General features: G+C 29.9%; 17 protein-coding genes. 8 read left to right on the top strand and 9 right to left on the bottom strand.

Annotation, left to right across the window (positions count from 1 at the left end):
- The 5 genes from L8X38_RS07655 to L8X38_RS07635 form a co-directional block, all read right to left on the bottom strand.
- On the bottom strand, positions 1-960 hold a 960-nt coding region (locus L8X38_RS07655; protein ID WP_263661699.1), incomplete at its 3' end, for a DUF2920 family protein.
- Positions 961-1,019: 59 nt separating this feature from the next.
- Complete coding sequence (gene pstB / locus L8X38_RS07650) at positions 1,020-1,760, bottom strand: phosphate ABC transporter ATP-binding protein PstB (RefSeq protein WP_263661698.1); 741 nt, start codon at positions 1,758-1,760, stop codon at positions 1,020-1,022.
- Positions 1,757-2,845, bottom strand: a complete 1,089-nt coding sequence (gene pstA / locus L8X38_RS07645; RefSeq protein WP_263660770.1) for a phosphate ABC transporter permease PstA — start codon at positions 2,843-2,845, stop codon at positions 1,757-1,759. Before pstA ends, pstB begins: the two co-directional genes overlap by 4 nt.
- Positions 2,842-3,756, bottom strand: a complete 915-nt coding sequence (pstC, locus tag L8X38_RS07640) for a phosphate ABC transporter permease subunit PstC (protein WP_263661697.1) — start codon at positions 3,754-3,756, stop codon at positions 2,842-2,844. The genes pstA and pstC overlap by 4 nt, the downstream gene beginning before the upstream one ends.
- A gap of 16 nt (positions 3,757-3,772) precedes the next feature.
- Positions 3,773-4,756, bottom strand: a complete 984-nt coding sequence (locus L8X38_RS07635; RefSeq protein WP_257928718.1) for a substrate-binding domain-containing protein — start codon at positions 4,754-4,756, stop codon at positions 3,773-3,775.
- 86 nt (positions 4,757-4,842) lie between these two features.
- Between L8X38_RS07635 and L8X38_RS07630 the strand changes: the two genes are divergently transcribed.
- From L8X38_RS07630 to ccsA, 8 genes are all read left to right on the top strand, one after another.
- On the top strand, positions 4,843-5,502 hold the full coding sequence (locus L8X38_RS07630) for a response regulator transcription factor (RefSeq protein ID WP_043019788.1): 660 nt from the start codon (positions 4,843-4,845) through the stop codon (positions 5,500-5,502).
- A complete protein-coding gene (locus tag L8X38_RS07625) occupies positions 5,496-6,794 on the top strand; it encodes a sensor histidine kinase (protein WP_263661696.1) in 1,299 nt (432 codons plus the stop codon). The genes L8X38_RS07630 and L8X38_RS07625 overlap by 7 nt, the downstream gene beginning before the upstream one ends.
- Before the next feature lie 73 nt (positions 6,795-6,867).
- The gene (gene ftnA, locus L8X38_RS07620) at positions 6,868-7,362 is read left to right on the top strand and encodes a non-heme ferritin (RefSeq protein WP_220566403.1); all 495 of its coding nucleotides are present in this window, start codon (positions 6,868-6,870) and stop codon (positions 7,360-7,362) included.
- Positions 7,363-7,467: 105 nt separating this feature from the next.
- Positions 7,468-8,103, top strand: a complete 636-nt coding sequence (locus tag L8X38_RS07615) for a helix-turn-helix transcriptional regulator (RefSeq protein ID WP_039668429.1) — start codon at positions 7,468-7,470, stop codon at positions 8,101-8,103.
- Positions 8,104-8,285: 182 nt separating this feature from the next.
- Positions 8,286-10,223, top strand: coding sequence for a cytochrome c family protein (locus L8X38_RS07610; RefSeq protein ID WP_263661695.1), 1,938 nt, complete (start codon positions 8,286-8,288; stop codon positions 10,221-10,223).
- A gap of 95 nt (positions 10,224-10,318) precedes the next feature.
- A complete protein-coding gene (locus L8X38_RS07605) occupies positions 10,319-12,337 on the top strand; it encodes a rhodanese-like domain-containing protein (protein WP_412175444.1) in 2,019 nt (672 codons plus the stop codon).
- 56 nt (positions 12,338-12,393) lie between these two features.
- Positions 12,394-12,993: a SoxW family protein gene (locus L8X38_RS07600; RefSeq protein WP_263661693.1), complete on the top strand. Its 600-nt coding sequence runs from the start codon at positions 12,394-12,396 to the stop codon at positions 12,991-12,993.
- Positions 12,994-13,002: 9 nt separating this feature from the next.
- Entirely contained in the window at positions 13,003-15,702 is a 2,700-nt protein-coding gene (ccsA, locus tag L8X38_RS07595) for a cytochrome c biogenesis protein (protein WP_263661692.1), read from the top strand.
- 1 nt (position 15,703) lies between these two features.
- Here the strand turns inward: ccsA and L8X38_RS07590 are convergent, their stop codons facing one another.
- From L8X38_RS07590 to L8X38_RS07575, 4 genes are read right to left on the bottom strand one after another with little or no spacing between them, the layout of a single operon-like run.
- Complete coding sequence (locus L8X38_RS07590) at positions 15,704-15,928, bottom strand: hypothetical protein (RefSeq protein ID WP_133318859.1); 225 nt, start codon at positions 15,926-15,928, stop codon at positions 15,704-15,706.
- Positions 15,921-16,880, bottom strand: a complete 960-nt coding sequence (gene lpxD / locus L8X38_RS07585; RefSeq protein ID WP_263661691.1) for a UDP-3-O-(3-hydroxymyristoyl)glucosamine N-acyltransferase — start codon at positions 16,878-16,880, stop codon at positions 15,921-15,923. The genes L8X38_RS07590 and lpxD overlap by 8 nt, the downstream gene beginning before the upstream one ends.
- Positions 16,877-17,344 (bottom strand): acetolactate synthase small subunit, encoded by a 468-nt coding sequence (gene ilvN / locus L8X38_RS07580; protein WP_039626144.1) that lies wholly within the window; start codon positions 17,342-17,344, stop codon positions 16,877-16,879. The genes lpxD and ilvN overlap by 4 nt, the downstream gene beginning before the upstream one ends.
- Positions 17,341-19,050, bottom strand: coding sequence for an acetolactate synthase large subunit (locus L8X38_RS07575; protein WP_263661690.1), 1,710 nt, complete (start codon positions 19,048-19,050; stop codon positions 17,341-17,343). The genes ilvN and L8X38_RS07575 overlap by 4 nt, the downstream gene beginning before the upstream one ends.
- Positions 19,051-19,101 lie beyond the last annotated feature (51 nt).

Genomic DNA, 19,101 nt, shown 5'->3' with positions numbered 1-19,101 from the left:
TAAAATTTCTATCATAGAAATTTTATATTCAACTGGAGTTGCATCATCTTTAGCACTATGATAACTTGTATAAATAATATTTTTATTCTTTTGAGCTTGTAAGATCAAATGATCTTTATTAAGTAAAGCTCTTATTAAATAATTTTCATCAGCAAAATAATAAGGTGAGTTTGGGTTTTTGCGTGTCCAATGGGTTTTAATGATTCCATATAATATAGTATTTGATGTTTTAAGTATATGGTCGTATCCTTGAATATCTCTGCCTACAATATAATGCAATGGAGGCAATGCAGCACCTGAATTATCTATCACTCCATCTACATACCAAGGAGCTATTTTAGCACACATTAATGCCACTAAGCCACCATATGATCCTCCCCCGTAAATTTTAGGTAAAGATTTAAATTGAGGATAATTTTTCATTATATCTTTTAAGGCATTGATATGATCGATTGCAGGCATAATGGCAAAATTATTATACTCATTGTTGGGTGGGATAAAAGAACGCGAAAGACTAACTCGATAATTTACATCTAATAATTTTTTCTCTTTTAAATTGGTGATAGTATTATATAAATAATCATAATGCATATGGGCATTATTGGTATCTAATTTACTTGATGGAATTTTGAAATTTTCTAAAACTTCTTTCAAAAAAGGTAAATCATCTTCCATAAAAGTAGTAGTTGCGCTATATTTGTCCACATCAGAAACTCTTTGGCAAAAACAATGATAAAATACATTTACAGCTACTACATCAAATTTTTTAGCTATAAATTTTCTATAACTTTCTAGAAAATGTATATTTGCATTTGCTCCATATCCACCTATGATAAAAACAATAGCTTTCATTTGCTTACTATCATCATAAGTGATTCTATATTCTAATTTACTTTCTCTTTTTATATTTAATTCTACATCATCACAAGAGTCTATGAAATAGGTTTGATTTATGAGCATGCTAAGCCTTTTAGAAATTTTGATTAATTATATCATCAAAATTTCTAAATAAATAAAAATTATCCAAAAGCTCCATTTAAATAAGCTTTTGTTTTTTCTTCTTTAGGATTTTCAAAAAATTCCTTGCTCTCTCCAAATTCTACAAGTTTGCCTAGATGAAAAAATGCAGTATAATCAGCCACGCGCTTACCTTGTTGCATGTTATGCGTTACCATGATCATAGAAAGATTATGACTTAATTCTTTAATAAGCTCTTCTATAACGCTTGAAGATATGGGATCAAGCGCTGAAGTTGGTTCATCTAAAAGTAATAATTTTGGCTTTATGGCCAAAGCTCTTGCAATACAAAGGCGTTGTTGCTGACCACCTGAAAGTGCTAGAGCATTTTGTTTTAGTTTGTCCTTTACCTCCTCAAAAAGCCCTACTTTTTTAAGACAATCTTCCACTAAAGCATCTTCTTCATCTTTGTTTTTAATCATCCCATGGAGTTTTGGAGCATAAGAAATATTATCATAAATGCTTTTTACAAAAACATTAGGTTGTTGAAATACCATTCCAACTTTTTTTCTAAGCACGACTAAATCTTGATTTTTAACATCTTTTCCATCAATCTCAACAAGACCATCGATTTTTGCTATTTTGTCATTCATCCTATTAAAACAACGCAAAAATGTGGATTTTCCACAGCCTGAAGCACCTATTAAAGCTGTGATTTTATTTTTTTGAATTTCCATATTAATATCAAATAAAGCTTGTTTTTTACCATAAAATAAATTTAGATTTGTTGTTTTTGCTATCATTTTAATTTTCCTTGAAAATATCTTCTTAAAAGTATTGCTGCTAAATTTAAAATTACCAAAAGAGATAAAAGCACTATAATCCCTGCTGCTGTTCTTTCTAAAAATGCACGCTCTGGCATAGCTGACCATGAAAAAATTTGAGCAGGTAAAACACTTGTTGGCGCAAAAACACTATTTGCCACATCAGGTATAAAAGCTATCATACCTATAATCATCAAAGGTGCGGTTTCGCCAATAGCTTGAGCTAAAGTTAAAATAGAACCTGTTAAAATCATAGGCATTGCCAAAGGTAGCATAATGCCTTTTATCATTTGAATTTTAGTCATGCCTAAAGCATATGCTGCATTTTTCATATTAACATCCACACTTTTTAAGGCAGCTTTAGTTGAAACAATAATAATAGGTAAGCTCATAATAGCCAAAGTTAATCCTCCAACTAAAGCACTAGAACGAGGCATCCCAAAAAGATTAATAAACACTCCAAGTCCTAAAAGTCCAAATAAAATACTAGGAATACTTGCAAGGTTATTAATACACACTTCTATAAAATGCGTAAATACATTTTGCGGAGCAAATTCTTCTAAATAAATAGCTGCTCCAACTCCTATTGGGATGCTTACAACCATACATACTATCATCACAAGTAAAGTTCCAACCACAGAAGCAAAGATTCCTGAATTTTCAGGTGATTTAGAATCTCCATTAAGGAAAAAATTTGTGTTAAAACTTAGTTTGATTTCTTGCTTTTGAACTAATTCATCAACTAAAGTTTTTTGTTCATCGCTTAGTTTATTGTAGTTTTTTTTCATATATTGATCAACTTCAGAATTTGCTAAAAGCCAAGATTTTTCTTTGATTTGACCTGTTCTTATTTTCCTTTGTTCAGCACGCGATAAAAGCTCATATGAAGGGCTATTTCTATCAGCCTGGGCATAAATGTAAGTTTGCTTAAAAGCTCCTATCCCAAGATATCCTACGCTTGATAAAAAAATACAAAGAAAAATAAGGTTTATATAAAGCCCCATTTTACAGAATCTTTTGAAATTTTTTGAAGCTTTTTTTCTTTGTTTAAAAAGTTTTTTCATAAATTTTTCCTTTTATGGAAGCGATTTATCAAATAAACGCTAAAAATATTAATGATTAATGTAATAATAAAAAGCACAAGCCCTAAAGAAAATGCACTTAAAGCTAAAGAACTATCAAAAGCTTGATCACCGCTTAATGCTTCTACTATTTTTACAGTCACTGTTGTCATATCTTCTAAAAAATTCATTGTTAAATTTGGACGCAATGAAGCAGCCATAACAACAATCATTGTTTCACCTAAAGCTCTTGAAAGTCCTAAAAGACAAGCTGCAACTATACCTGGCATTGCTTCTGGTAAAATTACTGCAAAAACGACTTCTTTTTTAGTCATACCTAAAGCATAAGCTCCGTTTATCCTTTTTAAACTTACAGCTTCAATGCAATCTTGTGAGAGTGAAGCCACTATAGGAACTATCATAATACCCATGATAAAACCTGCACCTAGGGCACTTTGAAAACTAGCTTCTATACCAAAAAGAGAAAAAAACCACACTATAAAAGGAGCTACCACTATGGCTGCGAAAAATCCAAAAACTACAGTAGGAATTCCTGCTATGATTTCTAAAATAGGTTTTAAATAGTTTTTAGATTTTTTACCTGCAAATACTCCAAGATAAATAGCACACATTACACCTAAAGGTAAGGCTGTTAGCATTGCTATTAATGAAATATAAAAAGTTCCCCAAAATAAACTCAAAGCACCAAAAACCCCATGCTTGCTACTTCCATCAGCACCTACAAATGCAGCATCTGCTGCCCACTGACTTGAGAATAAAAAAGTAAATACGCTTTCTTTTTGAAAAAATTTTAATGCCTCTATTAAAATAGTTAGCATAATAGCAAAGCTTACTACTACGCTAATAAAAGCACAAAGAAAAAGCGTTAATTTTATTATTTTTTCTTTTATCAATTTTTCATCCTAAAAATTAAAAAACTTTCCCTGCTTTAACAAGCTCATCAGTTAATAAACCTTTTTCTTCTATATGTTTTTGGGTTTGTTTTAAAGTTTTTTCATCCAAAGGAACTAATCCTATTTTTTCTAATTCTGCTCCGCTTTTAGCTAAATCATCACTCATATAAATTTTTGCAAATTCAAATACTTCTGGATTTTTCTTAGCATTCATATATATAAACAAAGAACGAGCTAGTTTATATTTTCCTTCGGAAATATTTTTCTCATCAGCTTTTACACCATCAATATCAACTGCATTAATCTTATCATCATTGCTAGCTAAAAATCCGTATCCAAAAAGCCCAAAAGCTTCTTTATCAACAGAAAGTTTTGAAACAATTAAATTATCGTTTTCTCCACTTGGTATAAATGCTCCATCTTGGCGTATAGTTTTATATGCACCTTTATATTCAGGAATTTTTTTAGAAATATCTACCATTACAAGTTCTTCTATACTATCTCTTGTTCCTGAACTTGATGGAGGGCCATAGATTGTAATTTTTCTATTTGGTAGATTTTTATTGATTTGTTGCCAATTTGTATAAGGATTTGGGACTAATTTTCCATCTTGTGGAATTTCTTTGGCCAAAGCTAAAAATAACTCATGTAAGCTTATATTTAATGGAGCATTGATTTTATTTTGAGCTAAAACTATGCCATCATAACCTATCATAATCCCGACTATATCACTCACACCTGATTTTTTACAAGTTTCAAATTCACTTGGCTTGATTGCTCTTGAAGCATTAGAAATATCAGTAATTCCCTCGCAAAACACTTTAAAACCACCGCCTGTGCCAAGACTTTCAACTATAGGTGTTTTTGTATTTTTTATAGAAGCATACTCTTCAGCAACAAAAGAAGTAAAAGGATAGACAGTAGATGAACCTGCTATTTTTAATTCTGCTGCGTTTAAACTAACAAAGGTAGCCACACTTAAAGCCAAAAGTTTTTTCATTTTTTCTCCTTGTTTTAAAAAAGTAATGAAAATTTAAAAAAACTTGGAAACATTTTGGATACATGTATTTTTTGATATAATTTTATATGCTAAATGTTATTTTGATAGAAGATGATAAAGATTTAAATGAGTTAATTAGTTTAAGACTTAGTCAAGAAAATATAAAAATTTATAATTATTTTGATTTTTTTGACTTAGAAACCTTTCTAGATACAAATGAAATAGACTTAATCATCATGGATAGAAATTTACCAAGTGGCGATAGTGTAGAGATGATAAAACAATTAAGAAAAAAAGGTTATATGGAGCCTGTGATTTTTCTTAGTGCAAAGACTTTACAAAAAGATATTTTAGAAGGTTTTGAGCAAGGCTGTGATGATTATATATGCAAACCTTTTGATTTTAATGAACTTTTATTTAGAATCAAAGCCGTAACTAAAAGAAATAAAACTCCAAAAGAACAAATTTCTTATCAAGATTTTACTTTATATATAGAAGAAAGAAAATTAATTTATCAAACAAATACATTTGAAAATTTATCAACCCTAGATGTAGAATTACTCAAGTGTTTTTTTAATCACAAAAATCAACTTCTAAGCCGTCAATTTTTAAGTGAGCAGGTATGGAAAAATGACACAACAAGCGATAAGACAATCAATACGGCTATTTTAAGATTAAAACAAAAAATTCCACAAATTAAAGAAAATATCATTTCAGTGCGCTCGGTGGGTTATAAATTGTGTTAAAAATCAGAAATTTTTTTGCTTTATTTTTTATATGTTTTTGTATATTTTTTATAGGATTGTTTTATTTTGTTAATGAGCAATATATAAACAACACTATAAAAAGCACTTATGAGCAAAAATTAAAAACCTTGAATGATACATTAAAATTTAGCATTATAAAAACACTCAATACAAACAACATTCAAGAATTTTCTCAACAAACAAGAGCAGATTTTATCATCAAAAAAGATGGAAAAACCATCTCATCTTTAGATGATTTTGATTTTTTTAAAAATCAATTTAATGCAGATTTTACACATGAATTTTTTAATAATAAAGAAATTTATTATAAAGCTTATCAATATGAAGGATATAAATACATCATCATTGTTTATCCAAAAATAAACGCAAAAATACAAGATTTTTGGATAAAAAATATTTTGATTTTTTTACTTTTTTTAGCAGTATTAACTGCAATATATATTTTTATATTTAACTTTTTTAAAAAATACTTTCAAGAATTACTTTTGTTTATTAAAAATATAAAGAGTCAATCAGAATTTCATTTTACAAAGAACTTTTTTTATGATTTAAATTCTTTAAATTTAAGATTATTAAAAATAAAAAAGTTATTTTATGAGAAAGAATTACAAAATAAAAAACAAGCCAAAAAAATTAAAATGAAAAACACTCAACTTTCAAATTTAATCAGCGCTATTTCACATGAGTTAAAAAATCCTTTAAGTGTTATAAATTTAAGTTTGCAATCTTTAGAAAAAGAACATAATGATGAAACTATGAGAAAATTTATGCTTGAAAAAATTCACAAGCAAAGTGTAAAAATCAACCAACTAACACACAAACTAAATTTTGTTTTTAATTTAAATATAACATCTTTAAATGAAGAAAATTTTGATTTATATGCTTTAAGTAAAAATATTGTTGAAAATTTTAATGAAAGCAGGATTAAAATTCAAGGAGAGCAAACTTTCATAAAAGCAGATTCTTTTCTCATTGAGCAAGTTATTATTAATCTCATTAGCAATGCACTAAAATATAGTCAAAAAGATATTTTTATTGAAGTTAAAAACCAAGAATTTACTATACAAGATCAAGGCATAGGCATAGAGGAAAAATATTTAAAATTAATCACAAAAAAATTTTATAAAATCAATACTAGCCAAAACAATTCTTTTGGACTAGGATTGTTTTTAGTTAAAAAAATACTCACTTTACACAAAAGTTCTTTAAAAATTCAATCTAACCCACAAAAAGGCAGTGTTTTTTCTTTTAGTATAAAAAATACAAAATAATTTTTTTATTATTAATATCTTTTTAATAAAACTATATTAATATAATAAAGCAATAACACTTAAAGGAGAGAAAATGCTTTCAAAAGAAGTAGTAGCTTTATTAAATGAGCAAATTAATAAAGAAATGTATGCAGCAAATTTGTATTTGAGTATGAGTTCATGGTGCTATGAGCATAGTTTTGATGGTGCAGGGGCGTTTTTGTTCGAGCATGCAAGAGAAGAAAGTGATCATGCTAGAAAACTCATCACTTATTTAAATGAAACTGATTCTAAAGTAGAATTAAAAGAAGTTAAAAAACCTGATAGTGATTTTAAATCATTGCTTGATGTATTTGAAAAAACTTTTGAGCATGAGCAAAGTATCACTGCTTCTATTAATAATCTTGTAGATTTTATGCTTTCAAGTAAAGATTATTCTACTTTTAATTTTCTACAATGGTATGTAAGCGAACAACACGAAGAGGAAGCGCTTTTTAGAGGTATAGTAGATAAAATCAAACTCATAAGCGATAATGGTAATGGCTTATATATGGTAGATCAATACATCAAAAGTCTGACTAATAAATAATTTTTAGCTTCCATAAATTTGGAAGCTAAATATCTTTTAATTTAAAAGAATTCTTGCAAAATAAAAGTAAATTTGCTAAAATACTTTTTATTTAAAAGGATTTTTATGCAAATGAATGAAATTACTGATAAATTAAAATTTATACTCCAAAAAGAAGGAATAAAAAACGCCAAAGATTCTGATGTAGCTAAGATGCTAAATATCAATCCTGATACTTTTTATAGTATGAAATTTAGAAATTCTATACCTTATAAACAAATACTTCATTTTTTAAATGAGAGAAATATTAATATCAATGCGTTTTTTTATGAAGATTCCCTTGAGAGTAATACTCCAACACTTGATCTAAACTATAATGTTTTAAAATATTATGATGTTAATGCTTCTATGGGAGGTGGAGCTTTAAATGATAATGTAAGTTTTTCAGAAGTGATTATAGATGAAAAACTAAGTGATTTTTTTGGCTCTAAAGATTGTGATATCATCCCATGTATAGGCGATAGCATGGAGCCTGAAATCAAAGATGATTCTTTGTGTTTAGTAGATAAAAGCAAAAGCTTTAAAGAAGGTGGAGTTTTTGCAGTAAATACCAGAGATGGTTTATTTATCAAACAAATTTTTAAAAGCAATAAAGGCGGAGTTTATTTACACTCTTTTAACCTAAGTTATGCGGATGTTCATTATCAAAATGGAGACTTTTTAATTGTAGGTAAGGTAGTAGGGACTATTAGTAGAATTTAATATTTAGCAAATAACTTCTTTTTCTATATGATAATTTTTATTATTTAAATTAATAAAAAGTTAATAAATTATATTTTTAAGTTAATTTTTATTAAAAAATAGTCAAAATTATGTTTTAAAAGTTAATAGATAATAAATAAGAGTGTTTTTATCTTTTAACAAAACTACATGAAAGGGAAGTTATGAAACATAAACTAGCTAAAGTCGCCACTTATGCTTGTTTAGCATTGGGCATTAGTTTGACTACACAAGCTTTTGCTTCTTCAGAGCCTAGAACCCTTGATGGTTATGTGGCTCAAGAAGATGCATTTTTTGATTATCTTTATAAAAATCACCCTATTTTTAAATATGAAAAAGAAGGGCGTTTAGTGGGTAAATTTACCCATAGTGATAGAACTGAAAATTGGGTTGTAAATCAAAATGGAGCTAAATTTGCTGCCGAGCATGATTTAAAGCAAGCCTCTATTACCTATCGTTTGCCTTATGAATCTTTTTTGGATTTTCCAAACAAATTTGTGGGTCCAAAAAAATGTGGCGAATGCCATCCTGCTCAATATGCTTCTTGGGAGCGCTCTCGTCATGCAAAAACCGTGCGTTTTCCACATGAAATGGAAGAAGTTGGTGGAGCTGAAGGTTTGAAAAAACCTATGTATAATTCTCAAGCTACTATTTTACCCGATGGAATTTATCCAAATGATGTTTATGCTCTCATTGGAACACCAAGAACAAAATATGGTTTTATAGATAGATGGCTTGTGCGTGGAACTTACCATGTTGAAGATGGAAATTTGAGTGATTTAAGTGGTAAATTAACCGCTGGAGGCAATCAATTTTCAAGACTTTGGAGTGAGTTTTTAACCCCTGAAATGGCACAAAAAATAGCTGTATTTGCACCTGGTTTTCCTACTAAAATGGAAGATTTTGGAGGAAATGGCTCTCAAGTATGGGGAACAAACTCTTATGCTGCAACCTATAAAGAAAAAGCGGTTTTCCAACCTGCTACTGCGTATTGTGAAACCTGTCATACTTTTAAATTTGACTTTAAAAGCAAGGAAGAATTTTACAAAGCACTGGGTAATCCAAAAGAACTTCAAAAACATACCATCTCAAAAGGTATTACTTGCGAGGAATGCCATGGGGCTGGAGCACATCTTTATGGAGCAAGAGGTGCAGGCATGCCATCAAATTGTGAAAGATGTCATCAAAGATTTTCATATAATGAAACCGATGCTAAAATCAATCCTAGAAAACCTTTCAACGCATATTTTAAATCAAGTTGCCCTGCGTGTGGAACAGAAGGTGCTCAAATGTATTCTTCAGCACACTACGATAAGGGTATGAGATGTAATACTTGTCATGATCCGCATGAAGTAACTTTTAATGATTGGAAAAGCGGTTATACTAAAACAAAACTTAAAAAAACTTGCAAAGATTGTCATGAAACTCAAGCAAGCTTTTTCAAAAAAGGTGGAATTCACGCAAAAGATAACTGTACAGCTTGTCACATGCCAAACATGATGAGTTGTGAAAACTTTGGAGCAGTTCAAAACCCTGATAAAGGTGGATTTGATAATGTTAGAGCTTCACATATTTGGAATATCAAAGTAGATAAAACCGCAAAAACACTTAATCCACCAGAAGGCAAAGAAAGATCGCCTAAAGTTGGTGGCTGGACCATAGCTAGAGATGATGAAGGTAGATTTTTCCTTGATTTAATGTGGAGTTGTGGTAGAACTAGTTTTAGTGATATTAACCTAATGGGTCCTGGTGCAAGTGGTTGTCATAGTCCTGTGCAATCAACCTTACCTGAAAAACTTCACTTTAGCAATCAAGAAATGATTTATGATAAAGTAATGCAGTGGCAAAACCCTGTTAAAGAAGGCTATGAGAAAATTAGAAAAGGCATAGCAAATATTGATAAAACTTTTGCTGAAAAAAATAAACTTTCAATAGAGCAAAAATCAAAAGTATTAAGCCTAACTAATCAAGCTCAAGCCATAGCTGATAGACTAGAAAAAGATGGTTCTTGGGGTGTTCATGGACCTGCTTATTCTAAGAAAATCATAGAAGAAGCTTTAATTTATATCCAAGAAGCACAAAATATCCTAAATGGTAAATAAAAACAAAGGAAGAATGAAAAATTCTTCCTTAAAATAAGGAGCTAGTCTTGAAAAATTTAATTACTCGACTTTTTATTGTGCTTTTTACTCTTTTTATGCCATCAGGATTTATTTTTGCTGAGGCTAATGGAGAAATAGGCTCAATAGAAGGTGTAAAAAGCATTAGCTTAGCACAAGCTCAAGAAATGCTAGATCAAAACAATACTTATTTTTTTGATGTCAATTCAGAGCAAGATAGACAAGCTAATGGTTATATACCTAATTCCATATCAACCTATGTGGAAAATTGGCAAAATTTATTACCTAATGATAAAAATGCAAATTTAGTATTTTATGGTTTAAATCGTTTTAGATTTGAAGCTTCTCAAGCAGCTGCAGTTGCTATAGAACTTGGCTATAAAAACTCTGTTGTAATGCTTGATGGTATAGAATCATGGGTAACTTCAGGTAGAAAAGTTGAAAAAATAGACACAGTTAAATGGGAAAAAGCTAAAGAAATTATCGAATTTAAAGACACTATCCACTCAAGATTTAAATTTAGCAATACCCCATCTTGTCGTGATTGTCATGCTCAAAAAGGTAAAGGCATTAGAGCTGATATTGCAGCAAATAAAAACTTAATCAATCAAAAATGTGCAACTTGTCATGAAAAAGCAAGCAATGCTTTAGCAAAAAGCGCTCATGGAGTAGAAAAGTTCTTACCCGCTCAAGATATGCAAAAGAAAAAAGAAAAACCATCTTGTGCGACTTGTCACTCTATTCATATTACCCCAAAACATTCAGGAATTTATTCACAAAAACAATTAGTCGATCAAAAATGCGCACAATGCCATAAACAAAAAAGTGCAACTTTTCATATGACTTTCCATGGTAAAGGCATGATATTAAGTACACCGGGTGAAACTCCAAGTGTTGCTACTTGTTCTGATTGTCATGGCAAACACAATATTTTAAAATCAAGTGAAAGAAGCTCAACCCTCTCGCCAATTAACCGTGTTCAAACTTGTAAATCATGCCATCCAAATGCAAATGAAAATTTCGTAAATTGGATGGCACATGCTGATCATAGCGATGGTGAAAAATATCCTGGATTACATGGTGCTTATATATTCATGACTATTTTGGTCATTTCTGTATTTGTTTTCTTTGGAGCCCATACTATACTTTGGTGCTTGCGTTTAATTACTATGCGTATAAAATATCCTAAAGAATGGAAAGAAGCAAGAAAAGCGGCACATGAAGATAAAGTAAGAGTAAGAAGATTTAGCACTTTCCATAGAATTCAGCATTTTTTTATGGCAGCTAGCTTTTTGGGTCTTGCATTCTCAGGCTTACCGCAAAAATTCTATGATTCAGCATGGGCTAAACCTATGATTGATTTAATGGGTGGAGATATCATTAACGCAGCAACCATACATCATATTTCAGCCATAGTAATGTTTGCAGTATTTTTCTCTCACATTGGAGAAATCATCATCGTAAATTGGAAACGCCGTGATGTAGCAAGGGATCCAATAACTGGCAAAATAAGCTTTATGAAAGTTTTAAAAGCTACTTTTGGGCCTGATTCTTTAATGCCAAATTGGCAGGATTTTAAAAATATGAAAGATCATTTTAAATGGTTCTTTGGTTTCGGACCAAGACCGCAATTTGACCGCTGGACTTATTGGGAAAAATTTGACTATCTAGCAGTATTTTGGGGTATGTTTATCATTGGTATTTCAGGGCTTATTTTATGGTTTCCTGCTTTCTTTGGTAAATTTTTACCAGGTGAAGCAATCAACTTAGCAACCCTACTTCACTCTGATGAAGCTTTACTTGCTACAGGATTTATTTTTGCAATTCACTTCTTTAATACGCATTTTAGAGCAGATCGCTTCCCTATGGATATGGTGATTTTTTCAGGAAGTATTAGCGAAGAAGAGATTAAACAAGAAAGAAATGTATGGTATAAACGCTTAAAAGAAAGTGGAAAATTAAGCACTTTATATGAAAATAAAAGTAACTTCAAAGCATATCAATGGCTAGCTAAACTTGCAGGATTTGCAATGCTAATCACTGGCTTAGTATTTTTATTTTTAATGCTTTATACTTTCTTTAACACTATCTTATAACCTTATTCGCTATAATAGCGAATAAGGACTTTTTCTAATTTTTTCAAGGATTTTAAATGTTTAAAACAATACTCTCACTTAGTTTTTTAAGTATTTTTTTTATAGCTTGTTCTAATGAAGAAAAACTTGATTCTAATTTAATCTCAAGCGGTACACAATTTTCTAAAGAAAATTTACAAAAAGCAAATGATTTAGATAAAAAATCTTATGAAGAAATAGCCTATTTATTTAAAGATAATACAAATATAAAAAGTGATGATAAAAACATTTTAATCATTTTTAGCGCAAATCACTGCTTATATTGTGATAAATTAAAAGAAGAAATTAAAAATGATATAAAAATACAAGAACTTATAAAAGACAAATACAGCTCATATTATATAAATATAAGCTATAAAAAAATTCATACATTTTATAAAAACCATAAAAGTGACTTAAGTACAGCTGAACTTTCTAGTATTTATGATATAGTAGCCACCCCTACTATTGTAATTTTAAACAAAAATAGCCAAACTTTGCTAAATTATCCTGGTTTTATTAGCGCAAAAAGACTAAGCGCTACAATGGAGTTTTTAAATCAAAAAGAAAATCAAAATTTAGACGAAGCAACCATAGCACAAAAACTCATACATTTTTATAAAGAAAATAATATTTAAAGGTTAAAAATGCAGTATTTTTTTTCTTTTGCAATGAGTTTTTTACTAATGAGTATATATGCTATAGCTTGTGCTGTGGCAACCTTTATAGAAAATGATTTTGGTATTAGCGCAGCTAAAGCTTTGATTTATAATAATGCTTGGTTTGATATGTTGCATTTATTACTAGGTTTAAATTTAATCGGAGTGATATTTTATAACAAGCTTTTTCAAAAGAAAAAATACTCTATCTTGCTTTTACATTTATCTTTTATAGTGATTTTAATCAGTGCTGGACTTACTAGATATTTTGGCTTAGAAGGTGGAATGCATATAAGAGAAAATCAAAGCTCGAGTACCATAGTTACTAGAGAAGAATTTATAAAAATTACTGATTTTGATGCTAATGCTAGTTTTGAATTTCCTATTAGCTTTACCACGCTAACTCAAAAGCATTTTGAAAAAACTATTGACTTAAATGGCGAAAAATTAATCATAAGCTCTATCAAATACACTCCACAAAAAGACTCTATCACACCTGCTAGCTTAAAATTAAATATTAATTATCAAAAAGCAAATACACAAATAATCTTAAATCCAAATTTTACAAACAAACAAGCAGTGCATTTTAACTTACAGGGAAAAAATTTTACTATCAATTGGGGACCAAGAGAAATTAAGCTTCCTTTTGCATTACACTTAAAAGATTTTATACTAGAGCGTTATTTAGGCTCTATGAGTCCATCTTCTTACACTTCAAAAATTCAAATCATGGATGAGCAAAATAATATTAACTTAGATTATGATATTTTTATGAATAATGTTCTTGATTATGGTGGATATAGATTTTTTCAAAGCTCTTATGATCAAGATGAGCAAGGCACTATACTTTCAGTCAATAAAGATCCTGGTAAAATCCCTACTTATATAGGTTATACTTTATTGATTTTGGGATTTTTATGGGTTTTATTTGATAAAAACTCAAGATTTCATCGTTTAAGCATTTATTTAAAAAAAGGTCAAAGTTTTGTATTGTTTATTTTGCTTTTTGCAAATTTACAAACTCCACTTTTTGCACAAGAAGATAAAAATGAAATTTTAAATTTAATCTCAAATTTACAAAAAAATTCCTATGAACATTCTTTAAATTTTGCAAGATTACTTGTGCAAGATCATAATGGTAGAATCAAGCCTTTAGATACTTTGGCAATGGAGTTTGTTTATAAAATCACTCATAAAGAAAAATTTTTAAATCTTCACTATGATCAAATTTTTCTAGCAATGATGATTTATCCTAAAGAATTTAGAAAAATCAAAATGATAGCTACAAAAACAAGCAAGCTAAGAGAATTAATAGGCGCAGATATAAATGAAAAATACATAGCATTTGATGATGTGTTTGATAATGGGGTATATAAACTTAGTAATTATGTTGAGGAAGCTAACCGCAAAAAGCCCTCACTAAGAACTAACTTCGATAAAGATTTACTAGCCTTAGATGAAAAAATAAATCATGCATATTATATTTATAGCGGTCAAGCTTTAACTATTTTTCCTGATATTAATGAGCAAAGTTTAAAGTGGTATTCTCCGGTGCAAATTTTACCTTTTGCAAAAGAAGATGTAGAGCGTTTACAAATGCTTTTAGTTAGCTATTTTTTACAAGTTCGCAATGGTGTTGAAAATAATCAATGGCAAGATGCGAATGAAATTTTACAATCTTTAAAAGATTTTCAAAATCATTATGGAAGTAGTGTTTTACCGCCAAAAGAAAGATTAGATCTTGAAATACTGCTTAATCATTACAATATCTTTGATAATCTAACTTTTGTTTATATTAGCTTTGCGTTAGTGTTTTTCTTTTTAAGTTTTTATACTATATTAAAAAATATCTCTTTATCTACCTTTGTATATAGATTTTTTTACATTATTTTAAGTATATGTGTAATCATACATGCACTAGCTTTAATCATTCGTTGGTATGTAGGTGGGCATGCTCCTTGGAGTAATGCTTATGAAAGCATGATTTACATAGCTTTTGCTTGTGCGATAAGTGCTGTGGTATTTTTTAGAAAATCACTCTTGGCTTTATGTGGTGCGAGTTTTTTAGCAGGCATTTCACTTTTTGTGGCTCATCTTGGCTTTATGGATCCTCAAATTGGGAATTTAGTACCTGTTTTAAAATCATATTGGCTTAATATTCATGTTTCTATTATAACAGCAAGTTATGGATTTTTAGCACTTTGTTTTATTATAGGGATTTTGAGTTTAATTCTTTTTGCTTTAAGGGGTAAAAATAAAAATATAGATTTAAACATCATTAAATTACACTGTGTTAATGAAATGTCTATGATAATAGGGCTTGCAATGCTTACAATAGGAAATTTTTTAGGCGGAGTTTGGGCTAATGAAAGCTGGGGAAGATATTGGGGTTGGGATCCAAAAGAAACTTGGGCTTTGATTTCTATTGTAGTTTATACCATGGTATTACACTTAAGATTTATTTTTAAAGCTTATTTTATTTTTGTTTTTGCAAGTGCTAGTGTTTTAGCCTTTTATAGCATATTAATGACTTATTTTGGAGTGAATTTTTATCTTTCTGGGCTCCATTCTTATGCAAATGGTGACGCTTTTCCTATACCAACTTTTGTGTATGTTTTGATTGTGCTTAATTTTGTTTTAATTATTAACGCAGGAAGAAAAAGGGATTTAAATACGCCTAGTTTTTAAACTAGGCTTTGCTTTTTTCTATTTCTTGAAGTGCATGGATAAGATCTTTTAAATTTTCATATGGAATGTGAACTTTCCAATCTATTCCATTTTCTTTTTTCAAAGCCACACCTATACTTAAGACATCATTACTTCCTATACCATAAGGATTAGAAAGATTACAAAGGCTTATTTCTCCACTTTTACTACCATGTAATTCTATAGTTTTAAATATTTTTTTACTCATGTTTATCCCTAAAAGCTGTGATAATTTTTGCTTGAAATTTTAACCAATCTTTTTGAAGCATGATAGGAAAACCACCATAAACCCTAGCACCTTCTAAATTTTTAGTGACCCCGCCCCTTGCGGCTATGGTAGCAAAATCCCCTATTTCTAAATGTCCGCTTGTAGCACTTTGCCCACCCATGGTGACATTTTTACCTAAAATACTTGAGCCTGAAATTCCACTTTGAGCTACTATAAGACAATTCTCCCCTACTTCACAATTATGCCCTACTTGAACAAGATTATCAATCTTTGTGCCTTGCTTTATGATAGTGCTTTCAAAAACCGCTCTATCAATAGTCGTGCAAGCTCCAACTTCCACAAAATCTTCTAAAATAACATTCCCATTGTGATAAATCTTATAATGCTCGCCATTTTTTGTATGTGCATAACCAAAGCCATCGCTACCTATAACACAATTTGCTAGCAAATGGCATTTTTTACCTATTTTAGTGTCATTATAAATCACAACATTTGGATGGATTGTAGTATATTCACCTATACTTACATTATCGCCTATATAAGCTCCTGCCATTATCACTACATGATCAGCTATTTGGACATTTTCTCCAATATAAACATTTGGCATAATCTTGGCACTTTTAGCGATTTTAGAATTTTTCTTTTCACTAGAAATTAAAGGTTTAGCAAAAAGCTTACTTAAAAGCGCAAAAGATAAATGTGGATTATCAACAACTAATTTAACACAATCTTTTGAAACTAAATTTTCAAATTCTTTTGAGACCAATATAGCTCCAGCTCCACTACTTGCAATTTTTTTAGAGTTTTTTTCTCCATCGCAATAACTAAGTTCAGTAAAACTTGCATTATTTAATGAATTTAAAGCTGTAATTTCTATATCATCTCCGCAATATTCTATGCCTAAAAATTTAGCAATTTCACTAATTTTCATTTTACCTCCATTAAAATAGAACCACTTCTAACTACACTAATAGGATTATACTTTTTCATAGTTTTTAAAAAGTTATCGATATTTTTTGCATCATCACTTGCCATTACTATAATAAACTCATCATCACTATAAGTCACACTGCCATTATAAGCTTTTAATATGGCATCTAAACCCGCAAAATTTTCATTTAAAGCAATCTTTACCAAAGCTGTTTCTTTTTCTATAAAATCACTAGAATCAATTACCTTATAAGTAGGTATGAGTTTATGAAGTTGTTTTATGATTTGCTCAAAAACTTTTTCATCGCCTAAAGTAACGATATTTATCCTTGAAAATTCTTTATCATCAAGTGGAGCAACCGTAAGAGATTCTATATTATAACCGCGTCCTGAAAAAAGCCCAACAACGCGTGATAATACCCCATGCTCATTTAACACAATGACAGAAATTACTCTTCTTTTCATTTTTTATCCTTGTTTTTATAGCTAGGTAAAATCATATTATAAATAGCTCCGCCCGCAGGAACCATAGGTAATACATCTTCATAACGATCTATAGCTACATTTAAAACACAAGTTTTTTTAGATTCTAAGGCTGCTTTAAAAGCTTTTTGAAATTCTTCTTTATTAAAAACATTATAACCCTCGCAATGAAAACCTTTAGCAATAGTAACAAAATCAGGTTGACTTGTTAGATCTGTATTAGAAAATCTTTCTTTATAAAACATACTTTGCCATTGTCTTACCATACCTAAAAAAGAATTATTTAAAATGATATTAATCACTTTAATTCCATAAGCACTTGCTGTCATTAGCTCTTGTATATTCATTAAAAAAGAACCATCGCCTACAAAATTTATTACAACTTCTTCATCTACAGCTAATTTAGCCCCAAGTGCGGCCGGTAAAGAATACCCCATAGTTCCTTGCCCACCGCTTGTTGCAAGTTGTCTAGCATAATTAAAAGGATAAAATTGTGCTACCCACATTTGATGTTGCCCCACATCAGTAATTATCCTTGCATCAGGAGCTAATCTAGCACATTCTTCTATAACCCATTGAGGTTTTAAAACTTCATCATTATCTTCATAGATTAAAGGATATAATTGTTGATAGTTTTGTAAAGTTTTAAACCATTCTTGATATTTTGTGTTGTCAAAACTTTCTTTTTTTAATTCTTCTAAGGTATCTAAAATAACACTTTTAATATCCCCAACTATAGGAAAATGCGCTTCGATAATTTTAGAAATAGAGCTTGGATCTATATCAATATGAACGATTTTTGCACCCTTAGCAAACTCACTTGTTTTACCAGTAATCCTATCATCAAACCTAGCACCCACAGCAATGAGTAAATCACACTCACTTAAAGCGATATTTGCACAATAACTTCCGTGCATACCTGCCATTTTTAAATTAAGCTCATCATCACTTTTTAAAGTCCCTAGAGCCATTAAAGTTTCAACTGCAGGAATTTGACAAAAATGAATTAATTCTCTTAATTCGTCACTAGCATTAGAAGCTATACAACCTCCACCTAGGTAAAATAAAGGTTTTTGAGCATTTTTAATCAAACTTACTAATTTTTTAATTTGCTTGATATTTCCTTTATAGGTTGGCTTGTAAGTTTTCATAGAAATTTCTTTAGGATAATGCCATACACCCATAGCAGCAGTAACATCTTTAGGTATATCAATATGCACAGGCCCTTTTCTACCTGTTGTAGCAATATAAAAAGCTTCTTTTAAAATTTTAGGTAATTCTTCGATATTTTTTACTAAATAATTATGCTTTACACAAGGCCTTGAAATACCTATAGCATCGATTTCTTGAAAAGCATCTGTTCCTATTAAAGAATTTGCAACTTGAGCTGAAATTAAAACCAAAGGTATAGAATCACTATAAGCAGTAGCTAAACCTGTAACTGTATTAGTAAAACCAGGTCCACTTGTAACTACTGCCACACCAACTTTACCACTCATTCTAGCATAAGCATCAGCGCTATGTAAGGCCGCTTGCTCGTGTCTGACTAAAATGTGTTTAAAATGAGTTTGTTTGTAAATTTCATCATAAATATTTAAAGCCGCACCACCAGGATAACCAAAAACTACTTTAACATTTTCTTCTTTTAATGCTTCACAAATCATTTGCGAGCCATTTAGCTCTTTCATTATTTTACCTTTTTGCTTAAAATGGAAAATATTATAACGATAATTTAATAA

The sequence above is a fragment of the Campylobacter sp. CNRCH_2014_2452 genome (genome assembly GCF_025772865.1).
Classification (GTDB): domain Bacteria; phylum Campylobacterota; class Campylobacteria; order Campylobacterales; family Campylobacteraceae; genus Campylobacter_D; species Campylobacter_D lari_D.
Note: the sequence above shows the minus strand (reverse complement) of the source record. Positions and strands in the feature narration are given on the sequence as shown.

Excerpts from the sequence above, each read along its gene's own strand:
- L8X38_RS07635 (WP_257928718.1), bottom strand. The coding sequence starts at position 4,756 with ATGAAAAAACTTTTGGCTTTAAGTGTGGCTACCTTTGTTAGTTTAAAC.
- L8X38_RS07610 (WP_263661695.1), top strand. The coding sequence starts at position 8,286 with ATGAAACATAAACTAGCTAAAGTCGCCACTTATGCTTGTTTAGCATTG.
- ftnA (WP_220566403.1), top strand. The coding sequence starts at position 6,868 with ATGCTTTCAAAAGAAGTAGTAGCTTTATTAAATGAGCAAATTAATAAA.
- L8X38_RS07590 (WP_133318859.1), bottom strand. The coding sequence starts at position 15,928 with ATGAGTAAAAAAATATTTAAAACTATAGAATTACATGGTAGTAAAAGT.
- ccsA (WP_263661692.1), top strand. The coding sequence starts at position 13,003 with ATGCAGTATTTTTTTTCTTTTGCAATGAGTTTTTTACTAATGAGTATA.
- pstA (WP_263660770.1), bottom strand. The coding sequence starts at position 2,845 with ATGAAAAAACTTTTTAAACAAAGAAAAAAAGCTTCAAAAAATTTCAAA.
- L8X38_RS07615 (WP_039668429.1), top strand. The coding sequence starts at position 7,468 with ATGCAAATGAATGAAATTACTGATAAATTAAAATTTATACTCCAAAAA.
- lpxD (WP_263661691.1), bottom strand. The coding sequence starts at position 16,880 with ATGAAAATTAGTGAAATTGCTAAATTTTTAGGCATAGAATATTGCGGA.
- L8X38_RS07575 (WP_263661690.1), bottom strand. The coding sequence starts at position 19,050 with ATGAAAGAGCTAAATGGCTCGCAAATGATTTGTGAAGCATTAAAAGAA.
- L8X38_RS07605 (WP_412175444.1), top strand. The coding sequence starts at position 10,319 with ATGCCATCAGGATTTATTTTTGCTGAGGCTAATGGAGAAATAGGCTCA.
- L8X38_RS07600 (WP_263661693.1), top strand. The coding sequence starts at position 12,394 with ATGTTTAAAACAATACTCTCACTTAGTTTTTTAAGTATTTTTTTTATA.
- L8X38_RS07630 (WP_043019788.1), top strand. The coding sequence starts at position 4,843 with ATGCTAAATGTTATTTTGATAGAAGATGATAAAGATTTAAATGAGTTA.
- ilvN (WP_039626144.1), bottom strand. The coding sequence starts at position 17,344 with ATGAAAAGAAGAGTAATTTCTGTCATTGTGTTAAATGAGCATGGGGTA.
- pstB (WP_263661698.1), bottom strand. The coding sequence starts at position 1,760 with ATGATAGCAAAAACAACAAATCTAAATTTATTTTATGGTAAAAAACAA.